Source organism: Alphaproteobacteria bacterium (assembly GCA_016699305.1).
Classification (GTDB): Bacteria; Pseudomonadota; Alphaproteobacteria.
Map to the genome: position 1 here is coordinate 1,990,974 of CP064970.1, position 22,176 is coordinate 2,013,149.

Annotated in this window: 19 protein-coding genes; 14 read left to right on the forward strand and 5 right to left on the reverse strand. The window is 61.0% G+C overall.

Annotation, left to right across the window (positions count from 1 at the left end):
- The first annotated feature begins 1 nt into the window (after position 1).
- From IPI58_09505 to IPI58_09540, 8 genes are all read left to right on the forward strand, one after another.
- Complete coding sequence (locus tag IPI58_09505) at positions 2 to 1,576, forward strand: peptidylprolyl isomerase (GenBank protein ID QQR69037.1); 1,575 nt, start codon at positions 2 to 4, stop codon at positions 1,574 to 1,576.
- 58 nt (positions 1,577 to 1,634) lie between these two features.
- On the forward strand, positions 1,635 to 2,501 hold the full coding sequence (locus IPI58_09510) for a GNAT family N-acetyltransferase (protein QQR69038.1): 867 nt from the start codon (positions 1,635 to 1,637) through the stop codon (positions 2,499 to 2,501).
- Positions 2,476 to 3,297 carry a 1-acyl-sn-glycerol-3-phosphate acyltransferase gene (locus IPI58_09515; GenBank protein ID QQR69039.1) on the forward strand — a complete coding sequence of 274 codons (822 nt, stop codon included), beginning with the start codon at positions 2,476 to 2,478 and terminating at the stop codon, positions 3,295 to 3,297. The genes IPI58_09510 and IPI58_09515 overlap by 26 nt, the downstream gene beginning before the upstream one ends.
- Positions 3,294 to 4,685, forward strand: coding sequence for a tRNA (N6-isopentenyl adenosine(37)-C2)-methylthiotransferase MiaB (gene miaB / locus IPI58_09520; protein QQR69040.1), 1,392 nt, complete (start codon positions 3,294 to 3,296; stop codon positions 4,683 to 4,685). Before IPI58_09515 ends, miaB begins: the two co-directional genes overlap by 4 nt.
- Entirely contained in the window at positions 4,679 to 5,206 is a 528-nt protein-coding gene (ybeY, locus tag IPI58_09525) for an rRNA maturation RNase YbeY (protein QQR69041.1), read from the forward strand. Before miaB ends, ybeY begins: the two co-directional genes overlap by 7 nt.
- Entirely contained in the window at positions 5,203 to 6,111 is a 909-nt protein-coding gene (locus tag IPI58_09530; GenBank protein ID QQR69042.1) for an HlyC/CorC family transporter, read from the forward strand. Before ybeY ends, IPI58_09530 begins: the two co-directional genes overlap by 4 nt.
- Complete coding sequence (gene lnt / locus IPI58_09535) at positions 6,092 to 7,690, forward strand: apolipoprotein N-acyltransferase (GenBank protein ID QQR69043.1); 1,599 nt, start codon at positions 6,092 to 6,094, stop codon at positions 7,688 to 7,690. Before IPI58_09530 ends, lnt begins: the two co-directional genes overlap by 20 nt.
- Before the next feature lie 160 nt (positions 7,691 to 7,850).
- Positions 7,851 to 8,384, forward strand: a complete 534-nt coding sequence (locus IPI58_09540; protein ID QQR69044.1) for a helix-turn-helix transcriptional regulator — start codon at positions 7,851 to 7,853, stop codon at positions 8,382 to 8,384.
- Between the two features lie 36 nt (positions 8,385 to 8,420).
- On the opposite strand, the gene addB is transcribed toward IPI58_09540, so the two are convergent.
- From addB to IPI58_09565, 5 genes are read right to left on the reverse strand one after another with little or no spacing between them, the layout of a single operon-like run.
- Entirely contained in the window at positions 8,421 to 11,429 is a 3,009-nt protein-coding gene (addB, locus tag IPI58_09545; protein QQR69045.1) for a double-strand break repair protein AddB, read from the reverse strand.
- Entirely contained in the window at positions 11,366 to 12,100 is a 735-nt protein-coding gene (locus IPI58_09550; protein QQR69046.1) for a nucleotidyltransferase family protein, read from the reverse strand. The genes addB and IPI58_09550 overlap by 64 nt, the downstream gene beginning before the upstream one ends.
- Entirely contained in the window at positions 12,097 to 13,092 is a 996-nt protein-coding gene (locus IPI58_09555) for a phosphotransferase (protein QQR69047.1), read from the reverse strand. Before IPI58_09555 ends, IPI58_09550 begins: the two co-directional genes overlap by 4 nt.
- Positions 13,089 to 13,565: a tRNA (adenosine(37)-N6)-threonylcarbamoyltransferase complex ATPase subunit type 1 TsaE gene (tsaE, locus tag IPI58_09560; GenBank protein ID QQR69048.1), complete on the reverse strand. Its 477-nt coding sequence runs from the start codon at positions 13,563 to 13,565 to the stop codon at positions 13,089 to 13,091. Before tsaE ends, IPI58_09555 begins: the two co-directional genes overlap by 4 nt.
- Entirely contained in the window at positions 13,555 to 13,977 is a 423-nt protein-coding gene (locus tag IPI58_09565) for a (deoxy)nucleoside triphosphate pyrophosphohydrolase (protein QQR69049.1), read from the reverse strand. The genes tsaE and IPI58_09565 overlap by 11 nt, the downstream gene beginning before the upstream one ends.
- Positions 13,978 to 14,041: 64 nt before the next feature.
- Between IPI58_09565 and hemC the strand changes: the two genes are divergently transcribed.
- From hemC to addA, 6 genes are read left to right on the forward strand one after another with little or no spacing between them, the layout of a single operon-like run.
- The gene (gene hemC / locus IPI58_09570) at positions 14,042 to 14,989 is read left to right on the forward strand and encodes a hydroxymethylbilane synthase (protein ID QQR69050.1); all 948 of its coding nucleotides are present in this window, start codon (positions 14,042 to 14,044) and stop codon (positions 14,987 to 14,989) included.
- 30 nt (positions 14,990 to 15,019) lie between these two features.
- Positions 15,020 to 15,745 (forward strand): uroporphyrinogen-III synthase, encoded by a 726-nt coding sequence (locus IPI58_09575; protein ID QQR69051.1) that lies wholly within the window; start codon positions 15,020 to 15,022, stop codon positions 15,743 to 15,745.
- Entirely contained in the window at positions 15,745 to 16,731 is a 987-nt protein-coding gene (locus IPI58_09580) for a hypothetical protein (protein QQR69052.1), read from the forward strand. The genes IPI58_09575 and IPI58_09580 overlap by 1 nt, the downstream gene beginning before the upstream one ends.
- Entirely contained in the window at positions 16,728 to 18,095 is a 1,368-nt protein-coding gene (locus tag IPI58_09585) for a tetratricopeptide repeat protein (GenBank protein QQR69053.1), read from the forward strand. Before IPI58_09580 ends, IPI58_09585 begins: the two co-directional genes overlap by 4 nt.
- Positions 18,092 to 18,712 (forward strand): haloacid dehalogenase-like hydrolase, encoded by a 621-nt coding sequence (locus tag IPI58_09590; protein ID QQR69054.1) that lies wholly within the window; start codon positions 18,092 to 18,094, stop codon positions 18,710 to 18,712. The genes IPI58_09585 and IPI58_09590 overlap by 4 nt, the downstream gene beginning before the upstream one ends.
- A complete protein-coding gene (gene addA, locus IPI58_09595; protein QQR69055.1) occupies positions 18,712 to 22,176 on the forward strand; it encodes a double-strand break repair helicase AddA in 3,465 nt (1,154 codons plus the stop codon). The genes IPI58_09590 and addA overlap by 1 nt, the downstream gene beginning before the upstream one ends.

A 22,176-nucleotide genomic window follows, 5' to 3' on the forward strand; every position in this document is an offset into this window, starting at 1 on the left:
TATGCTGCCCCTCGTCATGAAGAAGAACCTATCCATCTGGCGCCGCGCGCTATTCCCGATCCTGGCTTTGGCTCTGCTGGCCCTGCCGATGGCTCATCCCGCCTTCGCGCAAGAGGAAGATGCCTCAGAGCAGGAGGAGGTCGCCGAGGAACCCGCCGCCGCGTCCACGCCCGCGCCTAAGACGCCCGAAGAGGGGGGGGTGGGCATCGCCATTCTGGTCAATGACGATGTGATCTCGACGGTCGATGTGATCAGCCGTGTGCGTTTGGTGTATTTGACCTCGGGCTTATCCGACACGCCCGAAGTCCGCGCCCGTGTATTCCCGCAGATCATTCGCGCGATGATCGACGAACAATTGCAGATGCAAGAGACTCGCCGCCTGGGCATCCGCATTGAGCCTGCCGAGGTGGAAGAGGCAGTGCAGCGCGTGGCGCGCGGCGCTCAAGGCTCGCAAGGCGGGTTGCTGGAGGCAATGGCGGCGAACAACATTCCCCGTTCGGCGTTGACACGGCAGATTCAGGCGGGGCTTGGATGGAGCCGCGTGGTTCAGCAAAGCTTGCGGCCCAAGGTGGAAATCGCGGACGACGATGTCGATGAGGCTATCTCCCGCTTATTGGCCAATGCGGGCAAACCGGAATATCGGGTCAGCGAGATTTTTTTGGCCGTGGACAATCCCGCCGATGAAGCCAAGGTGAACGCCTTGGCCAAGGAATTGGTGGGACGCATTCGCTCGGGCACGCCTTTTTCCTTGATCGCTCAGCAGTTTTCTCAGTCTGCGGGCGCGGTACAAGGCGGCGATCTGGGTTGGGTGCGCCCTGGCCAGTTGGCCCCGGCGCTGGACGAGGCTTTGCAAAAAATGGCTCCCGCCACCATCAGCGATCCGATCCGCGATCCTTCGGGTTTTCGTATTCTTGGCTTGCGGGAAAAGCGCGACGGCCCTTCGGCCAAATCCGAGGAAGTGCGCGTTTCGATGCGTCAATTCTTCCTGCCTTATGGTGCAGGCCGCGATAAGAAGGCCGCCTTGGGCGAGGCCGAATCTTTGCGTAAGGCGTTGGAGGGAACGGCCCCCGGCTGTAAGGACCTGGAGCCGCGCACGCGCGATTTTCCCGGTTGGCAGGGGCGCGATCTGGGCACGCAGCGTATCGAAGGCTTGCCGGGCTGGTTAAGAAATTGGGCATCGGCGCAAGACATCGGCAAACCCAGCTCCATCTATGACCTCCGCCAGGGTGCCATGATCGTTATGTTATGTTCGCGGGAAACCGTACGCGGCGATCAGCCCAACCGTGAGACGGTCGTGAATGCCTTGGGTAATGAACGGCTTGAAACTTTGGCCTATCGTTTATTGCGTGATCTGCGTCGCAGCGCGGTCAGCGAAGTGCGTTGGCCGCGTGCTGCAGACGAGGCCAGCGAGATTCGTCCCGCCGCCGCCGCGCCGCCATCTGCCGAAAATGAGGATGAGGCGGCGGAGGATGATGAGCCGGAGGTTCAGGAAGAGCCTAAGCCCAAACCTAAGGCTGCCCCTCACAAGACCGTCAAAAAGAAACCCGTAAAGGCAGCCAAAAAACCCGTGCGCTGAGCCTCTTGACACAGGCCATGCGGAGCATGAATCTGACGGAGACAATATGAATATGCCTATGAAACAAACTCGAGGGGGGGTCGTGACCGAGCCAACTGTCATTTTGGGGCCGGGTGAGCTTGTCATGAACAATCTCGAGATCCGCTTGGCCCAAAACCAGGCCGAGATCGATGCTGCGTTGCGCTTGCGCTATCGCGTTTTCTATAACGAGATGTCGGCCAAGCCGACTCCGGAGATGGAGGCGCGCGGACAGGATTTCGACAGTTTGGACGAGGTGTGCGACCATCTTTTGGTCCTGGACAATGATCGCGGCGGCGAGGTTGTGGGCACCTATCGGCTGATCCGCCGTGAGGCCGCGCGAAAGAACGGCAAGTTTTATTCCGAGGCCGAGTTCGATATCTCAAAGCTGGTCGCCTATCCTGGCGAGATTCTTGAACTGGGACGGTCTTGCATTGATGCCAGTTATCGCACCCGGCCGACCATGCAGCTGTTGTGGCGCGGCATTGCGATCTATGTGGGGCATTACAACATCGCTTTGATGTTCGGTTGCGCCAGTTTCCATGGAACGGACGTGAAGGCATTGGCGTTGCCCTTGTCTTATCTCTACTACCATCACTTGGCACCGCCGGCCCTACGGCCCGTGGCATGGCCGCATTGCTATGTCGATATGCGCCTGATGGATCCCAAGGACATGGCCGATCGTCAGGGCGAAGTCAGCGCCATCGCGGCTCTGGGCGATCTGCCGCCCTTGATCAAGGGGTATTTGCGCGTGGGCGGCTTTATCGGCGACGGCGCTTATATCGATCATGAGTTTAACTCCACGGATGTGTGCGTGGTGGTTAAGACCGATATGATCACGGACAAATATTACCGCCATTATCTGGCTGCCGGGGACCGTGATGGGCGACGCAGCGGAGAATCCTGACACTCCTTATGCCGGTTCGTCCGTCGTCGCCGCGCTGCGCATGGTGACCATGGTGCTGTGCAGTGTGGTTACCTTGCCTTTGCAATATCTGCTGAGCAAAACGGGCCATCCGCTGCTGTATCGTGGCGCGCGGATGTATCACCGGATGCTGCTGGCCATCTTGGGAATCAAGGTGGTGGTGCGAGGCGTGCCCTGCCGCGACAAGGGCATTTTATATGTCGCCAATCATGTCTCGTATCTGGATATTCCGGTTATTGGCTCGGTTCTGTTGGGATCATTCATCGCCAAGGACGATGTGCGCGATTGGCCGGTTTTTGGCGCGATGTCGAAACTGCAACGCACGGAATTCATCGACCGTACCCGCCGCAGCAAGGCGGCCTCGCAAAAAGAAGGTATGCAGGCGCGACTGGAATCGGGCGACAGCCTAATTTTGTTTCCTGAAGGGACCTCCTCGGACGGACGCACGGTGCTGCCATTTCGCAGTAGTCTGTTTGCCGCCGCCGCCGGAGCCAAGGGTGTGCAACCCTTTACCGTTGCTTTTCGCCGTCTGTATGGACTTCCGACGGGGCGGATTCTGGCCCCGCTTTATGCCTGGTATGGCGATATGGGGCTGATGTCGCATTTGTGGCAGGTGATGAGCGTGGGCGGCTTGACGATCGAGTTGACTTTCCATCCGGTGATGGACGCGAAAATCAACCGCAAGATCTTGGCCGAAGAAAGCCACCGTCAAATCGCCTCGGCCATTTCCGCGAACGCGCTGCCTGTTCCTCCTACTGTCCTTGCCTTGGCCTCATGAACGAGACGCCCATATCTTCCCATGCCGCCCCTTTGCATGTGCTGATCAAAAGCTGGGGTTGTCAGATGAACGTCTATGACTCGGGCCGCATGGGAGACGTGCTGGCGGAAATGGGCTATCGCGCCACCGAGGAAGCCGATCAAGCGGATTTGGTGATCTTGAACACCTGCCATATCCGCGAAAAAGCCAGCGAGAAGCTGTTTTCCGAATTGGGTCGTCTGCACGAGACGCAGCAACAACGCGCCGCGCGGGGACAACGCATGGTGCTGGCCGTGGCCGGATGCGTGGCTCAGGCCCAAGGGGCCGAGATTCTGGCGCGCGCGCCTTATGTGAACATGGTCTTTGGTCCGCAGACTTATCACCGTTTGCCCGCCATGTTGGCGCGTGTCGAGGCGGGCGAGCGCAGCGTGTTGGACAATGATTTTCCGCCCGAGTCGAAATTCGACAGTCTGCCTCATGAAGGCGCGCCGCCCGGACCTGCGGCTTTCCTAAGCATTCAAGAAGGCTGTGATCGTTTCTGCACCTTTTGCGTGGTGCCTTATACGCGCGGGGCGGAATCGTCGCGTCCGGCGCTGGCCGTTCTGGACGAAGCCCGTCGCCTGATCGCGCGCGGGGCCAGCGAAATCACGCTGCTGGGCCAGCATGTGAACGCCTGGCGCGGCGCGGCACCCGATGGCGGATGCTGGGGGCTGGGGCGTTTACTTCGTGCCATGGCCGAACTGCCGGGTCTGCAGCGTTTGCGCTATACCTCGCCCCATCCTTTGGCCGTCGATGATGAATTGATTAAGGCGCATGGCGATCTGGGCGTGCTGATGCCCTTTTTGCATTTGCCGGTGCAAAGCGGTTCGGATTCCATTCTCAAGGCCATGAACCGCAATCATGCGGCGGCGGACTATTTGCGCATCGTCGAGCGTTTGCGCGCGGCCCGGTCCGATTTGGTGCTGTCATCGGATTTTATCGTCGGGTTCCCGGGCGAGAGCGAGGCGGATTTCCAGGCGACCTTGGATCTGGTGCGGGAAGTGGGCTATGGCCAGGCCTATAGCTTTAAATATAGCTCGCGCCCAGGAACGCCCGCCGCCGACATGCCGGGGCAGTTGCCCGAACAGGTCAAGGAAGAGCGTTTGGCGCGGCTTCAGGAATTGCTGTGGGCGCAACAAAAGGATTTTAATCTGCGCTGCATGGGTCAGATGATGCCGGTTCTATTCGACCGCCCCGGGCGTCAGGCCGGGCAGGTGCTGGGACGCAGTCCGTGGATGCAGTCGGTGCATGTGGAAGGCACGAATGATCTGATCGGTCAGATTCGGCCGGTGCGCATCACGCAAGCGGGACTTGTTAGCATCGGCGGCGATCTTGAGTCCCATGATATGAAGGCGGAGGCTTTGTGCTGAAACCGGCGATCTTGGTGGATCATATCTGGTGGGAACGCGCCGTTCCCAAGGCCGAGACCGTTATTAAGCAGGCTTTGGCGGCGGCTCTGGCCGAGTCGGGCTGTGCCGACTTGTTGCGTCGTCGTGTCTGCCATGTCGCCGTGTCCCTGGCCGATGATGCCCGGCTGCATGAATTGAACCGTACCTGGCGCGGAAAGGACAAGCCGACCAATGTTTTGTCCTTTCCGCAATACGCCGATGCCAAGGCCCTGGCCGGCGCGCCCAAGGGTGTGCCGATGGAGCTGGGCGATATCGTGTTGGCGTGGGAGACGGTGGCAGCGGAGGCGGCCTGTTCGTACAAGCCCTTGGCGGCGCATCTGGCGCATTTGACGGCGCATGGTATGCTGCATTTGTTGGGATTCGATCATGAACAGGATCGCGCGGCATCGCGCATGCGCGGGGCCGAGATACGGGCTTTGCGAGTCCTGGGCTGGCCCGATCCCTATCGCATCCTTCACCCGCCCAAGCGGAGGCGCGCATGAGTGAAGATCAATCGCGCGGCAAGTCGAAGTCTCGCTTCTCTTTAGAAGCCTTGATTCGCGGCGTCTTGCACCGCGAGGACGAGCCGGAGGATTTCGACGAAGCCCTGGCCGATTTGCTCGACGAGTGGGAGTCCGATGGCGACTTCAAGCCCGAAGATCGCATCATCCTGCGCAATATTCTGGGCCTGAGGGCGCGCAAGGTCGCTGACTGCATGGTGCCGCGCGCCGATATTTTGGCGGTGCCGATGACGGCCTCGATCCACGACATTCTGGCGGCCATGGCCCGTGACGGACACAGCCGCGTGCCGATTTATGACGGCACCTTGGACAAAAGCCAGGGGTTCATCCACATCAAGGACATTATCCCTTTGATGGCCAGCGGCAATACCGATGTTCCGGCGTCGTCGTTGATGCGGCCTTTGCCTTATGTCGCGCCTTCCATGCCGGTGCCGCGTTTGTTGATGCAGATGCGCCAGGATCGCTGTCATATCGCGCTGGTGGTGGACGAGTTCGGCGGCGTCGATGGATTGGTCACGATTGAAAACCTGATCGAGGAGATCGTGGGCGATATAGAGGACGAACACGACCATAAGCCTCCCTCTTTGCAGGTCGAAGCCGATGGCTGTCTGTTGGTGGATGCGCGTCTGCCGCTGGACGAATTGACGGAAAGGACCGGACTTGTCTTGCGTATCGGCGACACCATGGAACAGTTGGAGAGTTTGGGCGGCGTGATCGTCGCTCTTGCGGATCGCGTGCCTTTACGCGGCGAGATGTTGCGTCACCCGCAAGGTCATGTCTTCGAAATCCTTGATGCCGACCGTCGCCGCGTGAAGCAAGTGCGGATTCGTCCCGCTTCCCATGCGCCGCTTTCCGGCGGTGCGCCCCATGTCGAACCCGCTTCCTAAGCGGCAGATGGGTGCGCCTTTATCCTGCCTGCTGGCGGGTATTCTGGCGGCGCTGAGTCTGCCGCCCTTTCATCTGGTGCCGGTCTTGGCGCTGGCCTTTCCGCTTTTTCTGATACGCCTTGCCCAAGCGGACAGTAAGAAGCAGGCCTTTGTTTTGGGTTGGGCCTTTGGCTTTGGCTATTTCGTGGCGGGGCTGTATTGGATAGGTCATGCCTTGGCGGTGGATATTGGCCGTTTCTGGTGGTTGATGCCCTTTGCCGTGGCGGGGTTGCCGTGTGTGTTGGCCGTCTATATCGGATTGATCGCGGTCATTTGGCATGTCCTGACCGGCGGCGCGGACAAGCAAAAAGGTGTGGCGGCGTGTTTGGTCTGGGCGGTGCTGTGGATGTTGGCCGAAAGTCTGCGCGGCGCGGCGTTCACGGGCTTTCCTTGGAATATCGTGGCGGTCTCTTGGCTGGGTTTCCTGCCGGTGGCGCAAAGCGTGGCGGTGATCGGTGGCCTGGGACTGGGCATGTTGACGGTCGCTTTGGCCAGTTTGCCTGCCGCCATGCTGGGGCGTGGCTGGGATCGCCGCTTGGCCATGCCCAGCATGGCATTGGGTGTGATGCTCTTTATGGGACTGGCCGCTTGGGGCCAGTCGCGGCTGGATCAAGGAGCGGGTTTGGCCGATACCACCACAAAGCTGAGATTGGTGCAGCCGGGCTTTCATCCGATTGTGGCCGAGGCCACCGAAAGCTCACGCGCGCAGCGCAACACCCGCTTTCAAAGCCTATTGAAACTGACCGCTTCCTTGCCGCGCGAGGTCTTGGATCCCAACGGGCCATGGGTCATCTGGCCGGAGACGGCGGTGCCGTTTTTTATGGACCAAGACCTTCAGCTTCGCCTGGAAATCGCCTCGGTCACGCCGCCAGGTCGCGCGGTTTTGACGGGTGTGCCCACGGAAAAACATACGATGCAAGAAGGCGGGCGCATTTTTTACAACTCGCTTTACGCGGTGGATTCCAACGGGGCGATCTTGGCGCGCTATCACAAATCGCATCTGGTGCCGTTTGGCGAATATGTGCCAGGCCGCGCTGTGCTATCGCGCTTTATCCCGATCGAGGCTATCGCCACCGGTGCCACGGATTTCAGTCCGGGGCCGGGGCCGGTTACGATGCGTCTGCCCGGTTTGCCGCCTTTTAGTCCCCTTATCTGCTATGAGTCGATCTTTGACGGCGGTCTTGTGGACCCGGCGGATCGTCCCGAGTGGTTGTTAAATATCACCAACGACTCCTGGTATGGATATAGCACCGGACCTTGGCAGCATTTGTCTCTGGCACGATTGCGGGCCATGGAGCAGGGATTGCCCTTGGTGCGTGTGGCCACCAACGGCGTGTCGGTGGTCACGGATCCCATGGGCCAGATCCGTCATCAGCTACCCTGGCGCAGTGCCGCTACGGCGGATGTGCCACTTCCACAGACTCTATCCGCTGTGCCCCTATATGCCCGGTATCATCCTTGGCCGCCTTATATTCTGGGCCTGGGAGTGCTTGTTCTGGCGTGGTTCATGCGCCGTAAAACAGATGTAACTAAAAAATAAGTTTCATCACTCTTTCATACGGTCTATCGCATACATAGTGGTTCATATGGATCGGTAGCGGTGTGGCTCGCCTCTTGCCACCTCGGGTAAAAGCATACAAGAGTATGCAATCAAGGGTGACGCCGATGCTCGATCCGCATCATGAGGAGAAAAGATAGCAATGACCCCCAATAAAGTTCGAGAACAAGAAAGCAATGATCTGGAGTCCGGTGCCAATCGTGGTGGTGGTCGCGGTCGTGCTAATCCGGTGGATGCCCATGTCGGTTCGCGCGTGCGTTTGCGCCGTACCCTGGTGGGCATGAGCCAGGACAAACTGGGCCACTCGGTCGGCCTGACTTTCCAACAGATCCAAAAATACGAGCGCGGCACCAACCGCATCGGCGCCAGCCGGTTGTTTCAATTCTCGGAAATTCTGAGCGTTCCGGTGTCGTGGTTCTTTGAAGAAATGCCCAATGCCACCCGCGAACAATTTGCGCCTCCGGGTTTCGCCGAGGAGGAAGTCCCCTCGCTGCGTGACGTGCGGCAGCAAGACCCCATCCGTCGGCGCGAAACGCTGGAATTGGTGCGGGCCTATTACCGCATCACCGATCCGAAGCTGCGTCGGCGCATCTTCGACATGATCAAGGCTGCGTCCAAGGTTCAAATCTCGGCGTCTGGCAACGATGCCGAAGACGGCAGCGACGACGAGTCGTAAACTTAAATCCTAGACCTGTGCGCGGATGGTGGGGCGTCAGTCCGACCATTCCGCCGCACGGCTCAGCAGGGGAAATAGGTCTATCGCGGCACTTTCGCCAAAACTCTGCGGCGTGGACGACGCGCGGTAGCCTTGTTCAAGACGGTCGTATTGCGCGATGCGTTGCCGCAGAAAATCCAGACATTCTCGCGCCGAGGTCGAAGGATTGGCTTGTTTGGCATGGCCTACATGGCTGGCTTTGCCATTGCCGATCCGGCTGGGCAGTTTCCAATAGGCTAGCTCGCCAATCTCATCATGCCCACCTGTTCCGCCATGGGCCAAATCGGCAAAGCCGCCATGCAGCGCGATGGCGGCTTCCAACAGCAATTGCGGCTTTTCAAATCGCGCGACGGCGGCGGCGCTGGGTACGGTGCCGGTCTTATAGTCCAAAATGGCCAAAGCGCCCGATGCCAGGCGGTCGATGCGATCAGCCTTGCATGTCAACGTGAATTTCAGTTCGGGGCAATGCCATTGGCCTTTGGTTTCGATCGCCAAGGGCCAGGTCCCCTGGCTGCGCCTTGCCGACTCGATCGAGACGAACCAGTCGGCCATATGCGCCAAACGCGGCTTCCATAAAGCCTGTATGCCGGGTAGATGCGCGACATCGGCCATGACCTCTTCGCCCATCCGGATAAGGCGTTGATCGGCGTCCGGGGGAAGATGGCCGCGCATATATTGCCGGATAAAAAGCTCCAACGTCTTGTGGACCAGCGTCCCTAGGATTCGCGCATCGGGATCGGCGTCGATCTCGTCCAGTTCCCTTAGATTAAGGATGCGTTTGACGTAGAGGGCATAGGGATCGGCGATCCAGGTTTCGATATCCGTGACGCTGAGCCTACGCGGACGGGCCGCGACGGGCGGTTTGGGCGCGGGGCGGTCGCGGTGGCGGTTCTGGCTGGGGCTATCGATCCGCCGGGCCAGGTCGCGCCAATTTTGCCCCGAATCCAAGGTCAGCGAGGCCGCCAATAGCACGGCGTCCAGACGTTGCAGCCAACGCGAGGGCAAAGCGGGGTTCTTGCCGGATTTACGCGACCGAGTGAGGACCACGCATGGCGCGCTGGCGGCACAGACGAAATCATGCGCGGCAAGTCCGATGCGCGTCTCGGGACTTTGCAGGCCAAAGGCAAGGCGCATCGGGCGCGACATCCAAGGGCCGGATTCGGTGGCGGGCGGCCACACGGTTTCGTTCATTCCGCCAAGGACCATGACATCCGCATGGATAAGCCGCGCTTCTAAAGGCCCTAATATGGACAAGCGCGGCGTTTTTCCAAAACGTGGACGCACAACCTGTTTGGAAAGCAAGCTTTCGAACAGGGCGGGATAGGCCGCGCCCATAAATTCGGGGAATGTCGCCACCGCTTCGTCCAGGTCGCTGCAGAAGGTGGCGGCGGCCTCACCCGACTCGCCGCGCCATAGACGTGCCGTGCCTGGCGTGTCGTCGCTGCCGGCCAGCATCTCGGCCAGCGATAGATGCGCTGCCAGGCAATCCAACAATGTGACGCGCGGCGCGTTTAGGGCGTTGACGAAGGGCTGGGCCGTCTGTTCGATGCACTCTAACCATACGGCCAATTCCTCATAGGTCGGATCGGCCTCCAGCAACGCGCGGCGCATGGTGGCGATTCCGCCATTCAGTCTGGGGCCACGCAAGATCGCCGTTTCGATCTTGCGTATATGGCGGCGGCACTGCGCCGGGGAAAGCCCCGCGCTTGCCAAGGGGTGTTTCATCAAGGCCAGGAATTCCAAAGGCCCTTGTTCGCGCGCCCAATCGGCCACCAGGCGCAAGAAGGCCCCCGTGGACGTGGTGGATAGGGGGGTTCCGGCACTGTCGTCCACCTCGATCTGCCATCGGCGCAACATGGCCGCCACGCGCCGCGCCAAGCCTCGATCCAAGGTGACCAAGGCCGCCGTGCGGTGCGGGGTTTCCAACGCCTCGCGCAAGATCAGGGCAATGACGCGCGCCTCTTCATGCGGGTCGTCCAGGTCCATGCGCGTCAGGCCTTGGATATGTTTGGGCGTCAGGTTTAGCCCGTCTTTCCACGCATCGGTCAGCGCGGCGGGACGCATCACCTCGGCCCATAATGTGGCGCGCGGGGCGGCGGCATCGGGCGCGTCCGGCCAGGGGCGGATATCCTTCCGATCCAGTTCCATGCCGCGCAATAAAGATCGCAAGGCGTGCTGCGGATGGGTTTCCTCCATCAGCTGCCAGGACTCCTCGTCCAGATCAAGGTCCAGGCCGGGCAGGATGATCTCGCCTTGGGGCAGCTCGGCCACCACGCGCAAAAGATCGGCCACCGACGGGATCGAGCCGGTGATTCCGGCGGCGATGATGGGATCAAGCGGCGGATTCTCGCGCCACAGGTCGCAGCGCATGGCCAGAATCCGATTGCGCCGCTCGGCCGGGTCCATGCGTCCCAGATCGTGCAAAACCCCGGGCCAAGCTTGGCTGAGTACGGACAGGAAACGCACCGATTCTTGCCAATGAACCGCATAGTCCTGCGGCGCAAGATGGTCGAGGGCGGAAAAGTCCAGTCGCTGGGTTTGCACCTCGTCCAGGAACTCGGCCAAGGCGGCGGCCAGTTGCGAGGCTTGATCGGGCGGCAGGGAAGGGGAATCGCCCAGCCCGCAAGCCATAACCAGACGGGTGAGAATCAAATGGCGGTGCAAGGGCTCGACGGCGGGGGCAAGCTGCGCCTCGGCCTGCGCCAGGCTGAGATGGGTTTGCGGATCGGGATCGCCCACCGGCACCATATGCGGCAGCAATAAGGGCTTGCCTTGCGCTGCGCGTAAAAAAGCTTCGCGCATCGTGCGGCATGATCGGCGTGTGGGCAACAATAAGGTGATGGCGGACAGGCGCAGCGGATCGTCGCCGCAGCGTTTAAGCAGGCCAAGGGCCAGGCTATCGGCAAAGGCCGCCGCGCCGCCAAGGGTAAAGACGCGCCCCGTCACGATTCCGCCCAATGTAGACAGGCAAAGGCGTAATCCTGTGGCGTCGATATGTGAAAGCACGCGCCGTCATGCTCCAGCCCGTAAAGACGGCCTTTCGCCTCGGCTTCGTCGAAAATCAGATTGTTGGAAAAGACGCCCGGCGCGAAAGGCTCATAGCAAGCGCGTTGCACGATCATGGCCGAGATATAGACATAGGGCCTGGGCAAAGCGGTGTCTTTGCGGGTCAAACGTCCATCCGCTTGCATGAAAAAATCGCCGCCTTGGGGATCGAAGCCATGGGCGCGGGGTGATCGCGTGGGCAGAACCAGCAACAAGGCATCCATCTTTTCAGGATCAAAAGCCTTGGCCAGACGCGCCAGGCTGGGGCTTGACCCCTCGGTCAGGGGCATATCGCCCGAGAGAACGAAGAAACTTTCTCCGCGCAACAAGGGCAGGGCGTTCTTGACCCCGCCGCCGGTGTCCAGTGGCCTTTCGGCTTCGTGCGAGATAAGGATTTGCGCCTTATTGCCTGGGCGTTCCTCCAGATGCTGAATCAGCATCTGGGCTTTGTAATGCGCGTTGACGACGATGCGTGGCACCCCCGCCTGACACAGCTTATCCAGGGCATGATCCAACAGGGTGCCCTCGCCCAGAGTCATCAGAGGCTTGGGACGATCATCGGTCAAGGGACGCAGGCGTTCGCCGCGACCGGCGGCCAGGATCATCGCGCTTTCGGGAAAAAAGCCGCTCATGCGAAACTCGCTTCGTGCTGACTGACCCATTGCGCCACGGGGCTCAGCGCGGGATGGCGCAATTCATTATGCATCCTTGCCTTGATGCCTGGCAGGACATCGCGCAGTTCCGCGCGGCCCTGACGCATATAGAGGGTGAACAGAGCCAGCACGCGCATGCGACGCTGTGTGCTTAGGATAGCCCATGACGCTTCGAACGCCGCGCGGTCCAGATGGGGAAAGGTATTCAGGTAATAATCACGCGCCGCTTGCGCCAGATGCGTGGGAGCGGGATTGCGATTGCGTTCGACCAGGGACAAAAGATCATAAATCACCGGCCCGATTCCGGCATCTTGGAAATCCAGCAAGCCACAGGCGGCAAGGCCGGTTTTCCCCGCGCGTCGTACCAGATTGGACGCGCTGTAATCGCGCAGTAACAGGCTTTGCGGCAGGCTTTGCGTGATGGGCAAGACAGCGCGCCAAGCATCTTCAAACTCCTTGCATGCTGATGCCGAGACGGCAAAGACCTGGGTGAACAGCGAAACTTGCTCGATCAGTACAGGCAGGTCATAGCGCAGCAGATCGGGCGCGGATTCGATCCGGAAATTCCGATGCAGATGGATCAAGACATCCACCGCCGTCCGATAAGTCGGCCACAGATCGCCGCCTGCGGCCAGAATCTTGGCATAGGTGTCATCGCCAAAATCTTCGACCAGCAACAAGCCGGATGCCAGGTCCTGCGCGTAGATTTCCGGCGCGGACAATCCCATCTCGCGCAAGATATGGTCGATGCGAACAAAGGGCGGTGCCGAACCGTCGGCGCAGTCCATCAGCATGGCACTTGCGCCATCCAAACGCCTAAGGCGCGTATAACGTCGTACGGATAGGGTGTTCAGTGTGACGGCCAGGGGATGCCGTTCGGCCATATGCCAAGCGTGATGCGTCAGAAATTCTTCCACCGCCTCCGATGCGGCGGGGCGGGCGGGCGTGTCGGTGGCAAGCGCGCTTATCATCCGCCCAGCATAGCCTGTGCCAGGCGCGGCGACCAGTCGGGACACCCTTGCAAAACGGCCCGTCTTCCCCCCTGATCATGGGAGAGGCGCAGGTCCAAACGCTTGCTGGGCAACAACGTTTCTATGCGCTGCGGCCATTCAAGTAGGACCAGATTCTGCCCACAGGCTTCTTCCCAGCCCAATTCGAAGACCTCGTCCGGCGTTTTGAGGCGGTAAAGATCGACATGCCAGACCTTGCCCCGGATGGAGTCGTAAATCTGCACCAGGGTGAATGTGGGGCTGGGTACGCATAGCTGCGCGTCGTTGGTCCATTGCCGTATAAAGGCGCGGGCCAGCGTGGTTTTTCCCGCTCCCAGATCGCCCCATAGGGCAATCAGATCGTCAGGGCGCGCCAGCTCGGCCAGTGCCGCGCCCAGGCGGCAGGTGGCGGCCTCATCCGGCAGATCCAAAGTCAGGGGGGCGTTATCCGCCATCCACGAATCTCCTCAGGGCTGGCAACAGAGCATCGTCATGCGGCACCAGGCGCAAAGAGGACGATTCGATGGCCTGGGGGGCGATCCATGTCAATCCCTGCCCCTCGCGCGGTTCGATCTGTCCTTGCCATTGGCGCAAGCCGAAAAGCGGCATCAGGACATGCCGTCCCGTGCCATGTGTATGCGAGGCGAAGGTGATCGGGCACATATGATGCGCTTGTGTTACGATTCCTAATTCTTCAGACAATTCGCGGGCTAGGGCCTGTTCGGGAGTCTCGTTCGGCTCGACCTTGCCGCCGGGGAATTCCCATAAACCGGCATAGTCTTTTCCAGGAAGACGCTGGCCCAGCAGCACGAATCCCGCGTCATTGATCAAGGCCGCTGCGGCCACCACCATCAGTTTGCCGCTCATGGCAGCCTCTCTTTCCGTTGAGGAGAGCTTGCAAAATCAAGGGGGTCAAGTAAAGTCCGACCTTATGTCTTCCCGACGTTGGAAAATCGGCACTCGCACCAGTGCCCTTGCTCGCGCCCAGACGGATGTTGTCATCCGCCTGTTGAGCGCCGCTCACCCTTCGCTGGAGGGCCGCGATATCTGCCTGATGCCCATCCAGGCTTCGGGCGATTGGCGGCCCGGCACGGGGGAAAGCATGCTGGCCGATCAAGGCGGCACCAAGGGCCTGTTCGTCAAGGAATTGGAAGACGCCCTGGCGCATGGTGAAATCGACATGGCCGTGCATTCGATGAAGGACGTGCCCACATATCTGCCCGAAGGGCTTGTGATGGCCGCCATGCCCGAACGTGGTTCGGCTCTGGATACGTTGATCACCCAGCCAGGCGTGACGGGGCTTGATGCTTTGCCGCTGGGCACGCGCCTTGGTACGTCCAGCCTTCGCCGCCGCGCGCAGATTCTGGCGCATCGTCCGGATTTAGAGGTCGTGCCATTGCGCGGCAATGTCGATACGCGCTTGCGTAAGCTGCAAGAAGGCATGGTCCAGGCCACCTTGCTGGCGCGGGCGGGGCTAAACCGGCTGGGAATGCCCGAATCCTTGGGTATCGACTTGCCCGAGACCATCATGCTACCCGCCGTGGGACAAGGCGCTTTGGGGATCGAGATCCGCGCCGCAGATCATGAGGCCCACGCGCTGCTGGCCGCCATCAACTGCCCGGTGACGGTCGCTTGCGTGACCGCCGAACGCGCCTTGCTCCAGGTGTTGGACGGCTCGTGCCATACGCCGATCGGGGCTTGGGGACAGGATATTGGGCAAGGACGTTTGCGCCTTGATGCCCTGGTGGCTTCCCCTGACGGCCTAAGGGTCGAACGCCACAGCGCAGAGTCCACGCATGCCCAGGCCGAGACATTGGGGCGTGACGTCGGTGCTGCCCTGCGCGCCCGCGTTCCGGCGGATTTTTTCTCTCATTCGTGATTTTGCCGCCTTGCAAGGAAAGCTGATGAAGTGAAACGCTTGCGTTTGTTGTTGACGCGGCCTGACGAGGCCAGCGCGGCCTTGGCGCAGCACGTGCAGGCGCGGGGGTGGCGCTGTGTGGTTGAGGCGATGCAAACACCCCGTCCTACACAGGTTCCGGTGCCGGATATAAATGATATTCAAGCGGTGCTGATCACCAGTGCCCAATCTTTGGCGAATCTGCAAGGGCGCATGTTGCCCCGTGACCTGCCCATTCTATGCGTGGGGGACGCCACGGCACAGGCGGCTCGGTCGGCGGGGTTCCGACGGGTTCGCAGTGCGGATGGCGATGTGAAGGAGCTTGCGGCTTTGGCGGCTTTGCGTCTTGATCCACGTCATGGGGCCTTGTTGCACCTTTGCGCTTTGACAGCTCCGCATCGGCTTGCCAGAATGCTTCGGGAACGGGGATTTGAGGTGCGGCGTTGGCATGTCTATCGTGTCGTTGAAACAACAAGTCTTTCGCCTTCCTGCCGCCGCATATTGGCCGCCCGGGGGCTGGATGCCGCCTTGTTCTTTTCGCCCCGTGCCGCCGCCACCTTCGTGCGCCTTGTCTTGGCCCACGGTCTTGAAGATTGTTGCACGGCTTTGCGTGCCTATGCGCTTAGCCCTGCCGTCGCGGCGGCTTTGGCTCCGTTGCCTTGGCGCGACGTGGTCACGGCCCGTCGGCCCCGACAGGATTCCCTGTTGGCCTCCATCGAATCTTATGAGGATCCCTGATGACCGATGATCGCGTTCCCTCTGCGGAAATATCCGGTTCTGGCCGTCGCCTTGTCGCGGGTCGGCGTGGGGGCTGGTGGATCGTGGCGGTTTGGGCGCTTGTTTTGGGAACGGGCGTGGCTTGTGCGGGAGCGTTGACGATACTGCTAAGTGATTCATGGGCCACCTATGAAGAACGCCTGGCCCGGTTGGAGCGGATAGGGCCGTCAAAGACGACGGCTGAGACACCGGCGGAGGGCGTCGAAGAAAAATTGGCGCGACTCGATCAGCCACAGGCGACCGAGAATGGCGCCGCCGCTTCCCGGCTTGAAAGCGATATGGCGCAAATTCGTCAAAGCCTGGCCCAGGTGCAAAACCAGATGATGCAATGGGGCGATAGCCTGCGTCAGCGCGGCTATGACGAGCAAAACACCCAAGGCATCCTATTTGCCTTGGCTTTGGGGCAGGCGAGGTGGAGTTTGGATGCCGGACAGATGGAATTTTATCGTCTGGCTCTGAAGAACCTTAAAGACAGTCTGCCCTCATCATTGACGGAAGATGATCGCCATGCGGTCGAACGTCTTTTGACTCTTAATCCTTTGCCATTGGCGCAGATGCAGCAGAGTTTCTTGAAGGCGCGACAAGCTTTGGTGCCTCCGCCCGAGACGGCCAAGGCGTCGCCGCCGCCCACGGGCTGGTGGGCGCGTCTGGCCGAAGCCTTGCGTTCGGTGGTCACCGTGACTCATCTGGGCGAGGCCCCCGCCGCCGCGCCGGTCGATCCACGCTTGAAGACGGCGGATGAGATGGAACTGCATCTTATCGCAGGGCGGTGGGATGAGGCGATCCAGGCCAGCGAAAGCCTGGCGGATCAACCAGATTTTTCCGATCTGCGGCGTCAGTTGCGCGAACGCATGGAGGCCGAGGCGTTGCTTTTGCGCGTGGCTCGATCGGTGCAATCCCTGCCCGGTCATGAATCGGGCCAGGCCCCCAAGGCGGCCGCGCCATGATCCGCCTTATTCTTTTTGTCGCCCAGCTTCTGGCTTTGGCCGTGGCCGGTGCGTGGCTGGCGGGTGAGCCGGGATCGGTGACCATCGATTGGCATGGCTGGCGCGTGCAAAGCTCTGCCGCCGCGCTGGTCGTGGTCGTGTTGGTTTTATGCCTGATGGCCATGGCGGTCTATCACGCCTGGGATTGGATACGGTACGGTTCGCGTCGCTTGCTGTTGCAACGCCGATTGAACCACGCTCTTGAGGGGCAGGTCCGTGTGACCGAAACTCTGGCGGCTTTGGCCTCGGGCGATCATGCACGCGCGGCCAAATTGGCGCGCTCGGCCGCTGGAATCCTCGGACGCGCTTCGCCCTTGGCCATTTGGTTGGAGGCTCAGGCGTCCCGTTTGGCAAGGGATGTGCCCGGGACGCGGCGTTTGCTGATGAAGCTGTTGGAAAAGCCCGGTCCTGGTTCCGTGTTGGGCTATCGCGGGTTGCTGACTTTGGCGCAGGATGCGGGCAATTCAAGCGAAATGGCCTCTCTGGCCCAAGGGTGGAGCCGCGAGGATAAGCACAGCCCCACCGCGCGACTCACGGTGCTGGAATCCGAATTGGCCTCGCGGCGCTGGGCATCGGCGCTGTTGGCTTTGCGTGAGGTGCGCCGCCTTCGCGCCTTGCCCGAGGAGCGGATCAAGCGTTACGAGGCGGTGATTTCCCTGGCTGGCGCGCGTGAAGCGCGGGCGCGGGGCGAGGTCGAGGAGGCGCAGCGTTTGGTTATCCCGGCTTTGCGCTTGCAACCCCATTGGGAACCGGCGGTGCTATTCTGGGCCGGATTGCTGATCGAGGTCGGTAAACGCCGCCTTGCGGGGCGGACCCTGTTGGCGGCTTGGAAACGCCGTCCCAGCGCGGCCTTGGCGCAGGCCTGGATGGAAGCTCTGGACCCCGCTAAATCGGGCATAGAAGGGCGCGTGCGTCAGGCGCGTGCGCTGCACGAAGTGGATCCTGCCCAGGCGGAGGGACGCTTGATCTTGGCCGAGGCTTTGCGTCATGCCGGCCGTCTGGACGAAGCGCGCGACGTCTTACAGCCATTGGCGCATGACCCGCCCGATCGGCGCTATTGGCAGATGCTGGCCGCGATCGAAACCGATAAGGGCGAGCAGGGTGCTTCGGTCAGCCATTTGCTGCGCATGGCCCTGGCCGCGCCCGAGCCTCCGTCCTGGCGTTGCGGACAATGCGGCGCGGCGCGTCCTGTTGATCTTGAATGGATCGCGCATTGCCCGTCTTGCGGCGCGTTCGACTCGTTGATGTGGAGCGAGGATGCCGCCGCCTCTGGTAGCACTTCCACTGCTCCTTTTTCCCTGATGGGGCGTGAGGTGGAAGGATGAGCGGTTTATCCGGTATCGCGGTCTTTGATTTTGACGGCACGTTGTGTCACGGCGACAGCCTGGCCGATTTTTTGATCGAGCTGGCCGGTCCCGCGCGTTTTGCCATGGCCGCTGCGATTGAGGGCGGCAAGACGGCTTGGGGCATGGTGGGATCGCAAAACCGCATCGGCGCCGAAAGGCGCAGTCTGTTCAAGGCCGGTTTGCTGCGACGCTTATTGGCGGATATGCCGTTGGAAACGGCCAAGGCCGCCGCCGCGCGTCTGCCTGGGCGTATCCGTTGGCGCGAAGACGTGGTCGAGATTTTGCGTCAACATAAGGCGCGCGGCCATCATATCTTGGTCGCCAGCGGCGGGCTGGACCTATATCTGCCGCCTTTGTTGGAGCCTTTGGGCGTCGATGCCATCTTGGCCACGCCCATGGAGGTGGACGATCAAGGCCGTTTGACCGGGGCCATGCTGGGCGGGTTAAAGACCAATTGCGTGCGTGTGGAAAAGGCGCGTCGCGTCAGCGACTATCTGGCCGCTCAAGCGCCCTATGGCGACAGCTGGGGCTATGGAAACCTGCCGCATGATTATCCGATGCTGAGCCTGCTGCATCACCGGTTGGTGATCGCCTGATGCGGAAAGGGGACGAGGAAAGCGCGTCGCCCGACGAATCTCTTTCTCCGGATGTGGTCCAGCGCAGCGCCTCGAACCCGGCGGTGTCCGCCTGGGTGTCGGCCTCGGCCGGGTCGGGCAAGACCAAGGTGCTGGTCGATCGCGTCTTGCGTCTGCTGCTGACCGGCACCCGCCCCGGCGCGATCTTGTGCCTCACTTATACCCGCGCGGCGGCAGCAGAAATGGCCGAGCGTTTGCTGCATGGCACCTTGGCCAGATGGGTCAGCATGGACGAGGGCGAATTGTCCCTCAAACTGGCCGATCTAACCGGCTCTGCGCCCACGGCCCGGATGTGCCAGGAAGCGCGGCGGCTGTTCGCGCGCGTTCTGGACGCGCCCGATGGCGGCGTGCGTTTTCTTACATTGCACAGTTTTTGTCAGTCTTTGCTGGGGCGTTTCCCGGTCGAGGCAGGGGTGCCCCCCCATGCCGCCGTGGTCGAGTCCGCCGAGCAGAATTGGTTGATGCGTCAAGCTTGCGAGGCTTGCTTTCGCGCGGCGGGACAAGAGCCGAACGCGCCTTTGGCTGATGCGCTGGATTTATTGGCGGGAGAATTCGGCGAGAACCTGCGGGACGAGTTGTTGCCAGACATGACAGCCAGCGACGGTCAGTTACGAGATTTGCTGGATGCCCATGGCGGGCTTGACGGCGCGATTCGTGCGATGCGGGATTTTCTGGGGCTGCGCGACGGCGAAACATCGAAAAGCGCGTTACAGGCATTCTCAAGCGACGCCGCCTTTGACGCGCCAAGTCTAAGACGCGCGGCGGCCTGCTTGGTGAATGACGGCTCGGATGCCGAGAAAAAGCGCGGTCGCGCCATCTTGGACTGGCTGGAGGATCCCGCCAAGCGCGTGATGGGTTTTCCGGCTTATCGCAAGAACTTCGTGACGGATAAGAACACCATCAATGCGCGTATGACCACCAAGGCTGTGCGCGAAAAGCATCCTGATGTCGAGGCTATTCTTGTGGCCGAGGGCCAACGCCTGTTGGATGCCGATGATCGTCGCTATGCCTTGATATGCGGCGAAACCTCGGCGGCATTGCTGATTCTTGCCAGCCAGGTACAGGCGGAATACACGCGGCGCAAGCGGCAGCGCGGCCTGCTGGATTACGGCGACTTGGTGCACCATGCCGTGCGCTTGTTGGAAAGGCCGGGCATCGCGCCTTGGGTGTTGTATAAGCTGGATGGCGGACTTGATCATATCCTGCTGGACGAGGCGCAAGATACCAGTCCTTCGCAGTGGCGTTTGTTAAGGTCTTTGACTGAGGATTTCTTTGCCGGAAGCGGCGCGCGGGACGTGGCGCGCACCATCTTTGCCGTGGGCGATCCCAAACAGTCGATCTATAGCTTTCAAGGCGCGGACCCCCAAGGGTTTAGCGACATGCATGACTATTTCAAGAAGCGGATCGAAGATGCCAAGGCCGAGCTTGCCTCGATCCCCATGCGGACATCCTTTCGTTCGCATCAGGTGGTTTTGGATACGGTGGACGCCGTGTTCTCAACCCCGACGGCCTTGGACGGCGTGGCGGCGGAACCTTTGAAGCATCATGTCTGCGCCGCCCATCGCGGCATGGCGGGGCGCGTGGAAATCTGGCCCTTGGCCCGGGAAGAGGATTCGCAAGACCAAGATGATGAAGATGATGCGCCTGTAAAATCCGTTCAGATATTGACGAACCGCTTGGCCGATAGGATCCAAGCCATGCTGCAAGACGAGAGTCTTGCGGCGCGCGGACGTCGCATCCAACCGCGCGATATGATGGTTCTGCTGCGCAAAAGGGAGCCGATGGCCGGCCAGCTTGTGCGCGCGCTTAAACAACGGGGGGTGCCTGTCGCGGGAGATGACCGAGTGCGCTTGGCCGAGCAAGGGGCCGTTCAAGATGTGCTGGCCCTGTTGCGCTTTGTGCTGTTGCCGCAAGACGATATGAATCTGGCGGCTGTGTTGCGCGGCCCCTTGTTGAGTTTCGACGATGATCAGTTGTTCGAATTGGCCTATGGACGCCAGGCCAGCTTATGGGATCGGCTGCATCACAGCGAAAAGCCTTGGGCTGAATCGGCGCGTGTCTATTTGCAGTCCTGGCTGGCGCGCGCCGATGCGCTTCCGCCTTTCGAATTCGTCGCGGCGGTCCTGGAAATGCCATGTCCCACGGCGGTCAGTGGACGGCAGGCATTGATTGAGTGTCTGGGGTCGCAAGCCATCGAAGCCTTGGCCGAGTTGCTAACGGCCCTGTTGGATGAAGAGCGGTTGCGTCCGCCTTCCTTGCAGGTGATGGTGCAGCGTCTGCAGCAGGCACAAGAGGAAATGCGACGCGAGGCGCAACGGGACGCGAATGGTCCGGGCGAGGTGCGCATCATGACGGTGCATGGGGCCAAGGGCTTGCAAGCCCCCATCGTGATCTTGCCGGATATGCATGCTTCGTCGCGCAAGAATGCAAGGCTTTTGCAAGGGCAAGACTCGCATGGACGCCCCTTGATCCTCATCCGCCGCGCATCCGACCAGATGCCCAAGGCGACGCAGGTCTTTATGGACGCAGCCGCCAAGCGCGACGAACAAGAATATCGCCGTTTGCTCTATGTGGCGCTGACACGTGCCGAAGAATGTTTGGTCTTGGCAGGCTGGGAACAAAAGAGGGGAGGCGGCGCGTCCTATGAAACCAGTTGGTATGATCTGTGCAAAAAAGCGTTGGCACCTATCGCGCTTTCCCAGGAGCATCCCGAAGGCATCGTTCATATCCTGGAGACGGAGCAGACGGCCCCTTCCTTGCGCGGTGGCCCCATACGCGCCCAGGCCATGCGACAAATGGATATGGCGATTCCCGATTGGTTGCGCCGCCCCGCCCCGCCCGAGGAGACTCCGCCGCGTCCCCTGACGCCCTCGCGTCCAGACGAGGACGAACCCGCGCTGCTTTCCCCTCTGGATCATGGGCAGGCATCTCACAGCCTGTTGCAGCGGGGACAGGTGGTCCACCGTTTGCTGCAATGGTTGCCGGATATGCCCGCCCAGAAACGGGCACAGGCTTGTCATGACTATCTGGACGCCGTCGTGGCGGATTGGGACTCATCCTGGCGGCATGCGACGGCGCGCGAAGTGATGGCGGTGTTGGATAGTCCCGAATGGGCCGCTTTGTTCGGTCCTAACAGTCGGGCGGAAGTGCCGGTGACGGGGTTGTTGCCCGGCGGTCGCGTGTTGTCTGGCCAGATCGACCGTTTATGCGTCACGGATCAGGACGTGTTGATCGTGGACTATAAAAGCCAGCGTCGCCCGCCCGAATCGCCCCAGGACACACCGCCCGCTTACCTCAATCAGATGCGGGCCTATGCCCAAGCCATGGCGGCCATCTACCCCAAGCATCGCACACGATGCTTTCTGCTATGGACCGTAGGCCCTTGTCTGATGGAATTGCCGCAGGAGCTTGTGCAAGCGGGATAG

Excerpts from the sequence above, each read along its gene's own strand:
- IPI58_09505 (QQR69037.1), top strand. The coding sequence starts at position 2 with ATGCTGCCCCTCGTCATGAAGAAGAACCTATCCATCTGGCGCCGCGCG.
- IPI58_09510 (QQR69038.1), top strand. The coding sequence starts at position 1,635 with ATGAAACAAACTCGAGGGGGGGTCGTGACCGAGCCAACTGTCATTTTG.
- IPI58_09515 (QQR69039.1), top strand. The coding sequence starts at position 2,476 with ATGGGCGACGCAGCGGAGAATCCTGACACTCCTTATGCCGGTTCGTCC.
- miaB (QQR69040.1), top strand. The coding sequence starts at position 3,294 with ATGAACGAGACGCCCATATCTTCCCATGCCGCCCCTTTGCATGTGCTG.
- IPI58_09530 (QQR69042.1), top strand. The coding sequence starts at position 5,203 with ATGAGTGAAGATCAATCGCGCGGCAAGTCGAAGTCTCGCTTCTCTTTA.
- lnt (QQR69043.1), top strand. The coding sequence starts at position 6,092 with ATGTCGAACCCGCTTCCTAAGCGGCAGATGGGTGCGCCTTTATCCTGC.
- IPI58_09540 (QQR69044.1), top strand. The coding sequence starts at position 7,851 with ATGACCCCCAATAAAGTTCGAGAACAAGAAAGCAATGATCTGGAGTCC.
- IPI58_09550 (QQR69046.1), bottom strand. The coding sequence starts at position 12,100 with ATGAGCGGCTTTTTTCCCGAAAGCGCGATGATCCTGGCCGCCGGTCGC.
- IPI58_09555 (QQR69047.1), bottom strand. The coding sequence starts at position 13,092 with ATGATAAGCGCGCTTGCCACCGACACGCCCGCCCGCCCCGCCGCATCG.
- tsaE (QQR69048.1), bottom strand. The coding sequence starts at position 13,565 with ATGGCGGATAACGCCCCCCTGACTTTGGATCTGCCGGATGAGGCCGCC.
- IPI58_09565 (QQR69049.1), bottom strand. The coding sequence starts at position 13,977 with ATGAGCGGCAAACTGATGGTGGTGGCCGCAGCGGCCTTGATCAATGAC.
- hemC (QQR69050.1), top strand. The coding sequence starts at position 14,042 with ATGTCTTCCCGACGTTGGAAAATCGGCACTCGCACCAGTGCCCTTGCT.
- IPI58_09580 (QQR69052.1), top strand. The coding sequence starts at position 15,745 with ATGACCGATGATCGCGTTCCCTCTGCGGAAATATCCGGTTCTGGCCGT.
- IPI58_09585 (QQR69053.1), top strand. The coding sequence starts at position 16,728 with ATGATCCGCCTTATTCTTTTTGTCGCCCAGCTTCTGGCTTTGGCCGTG.
- IPI58_09590 (QQR69054.1), top strand. The coding sequence starts at position 18,092 with ATGAGCGGTTTATCCGGTATCGCGGTCTTTGATTTTGACGGCACGTTG.
- addA (QQR69055.1), top strand. The coding sequence starts at position 18,712 with ATGCGGAAAGGGGACGAGGAAAGCGCGTCGCCCGACGAATCTCTTTCT.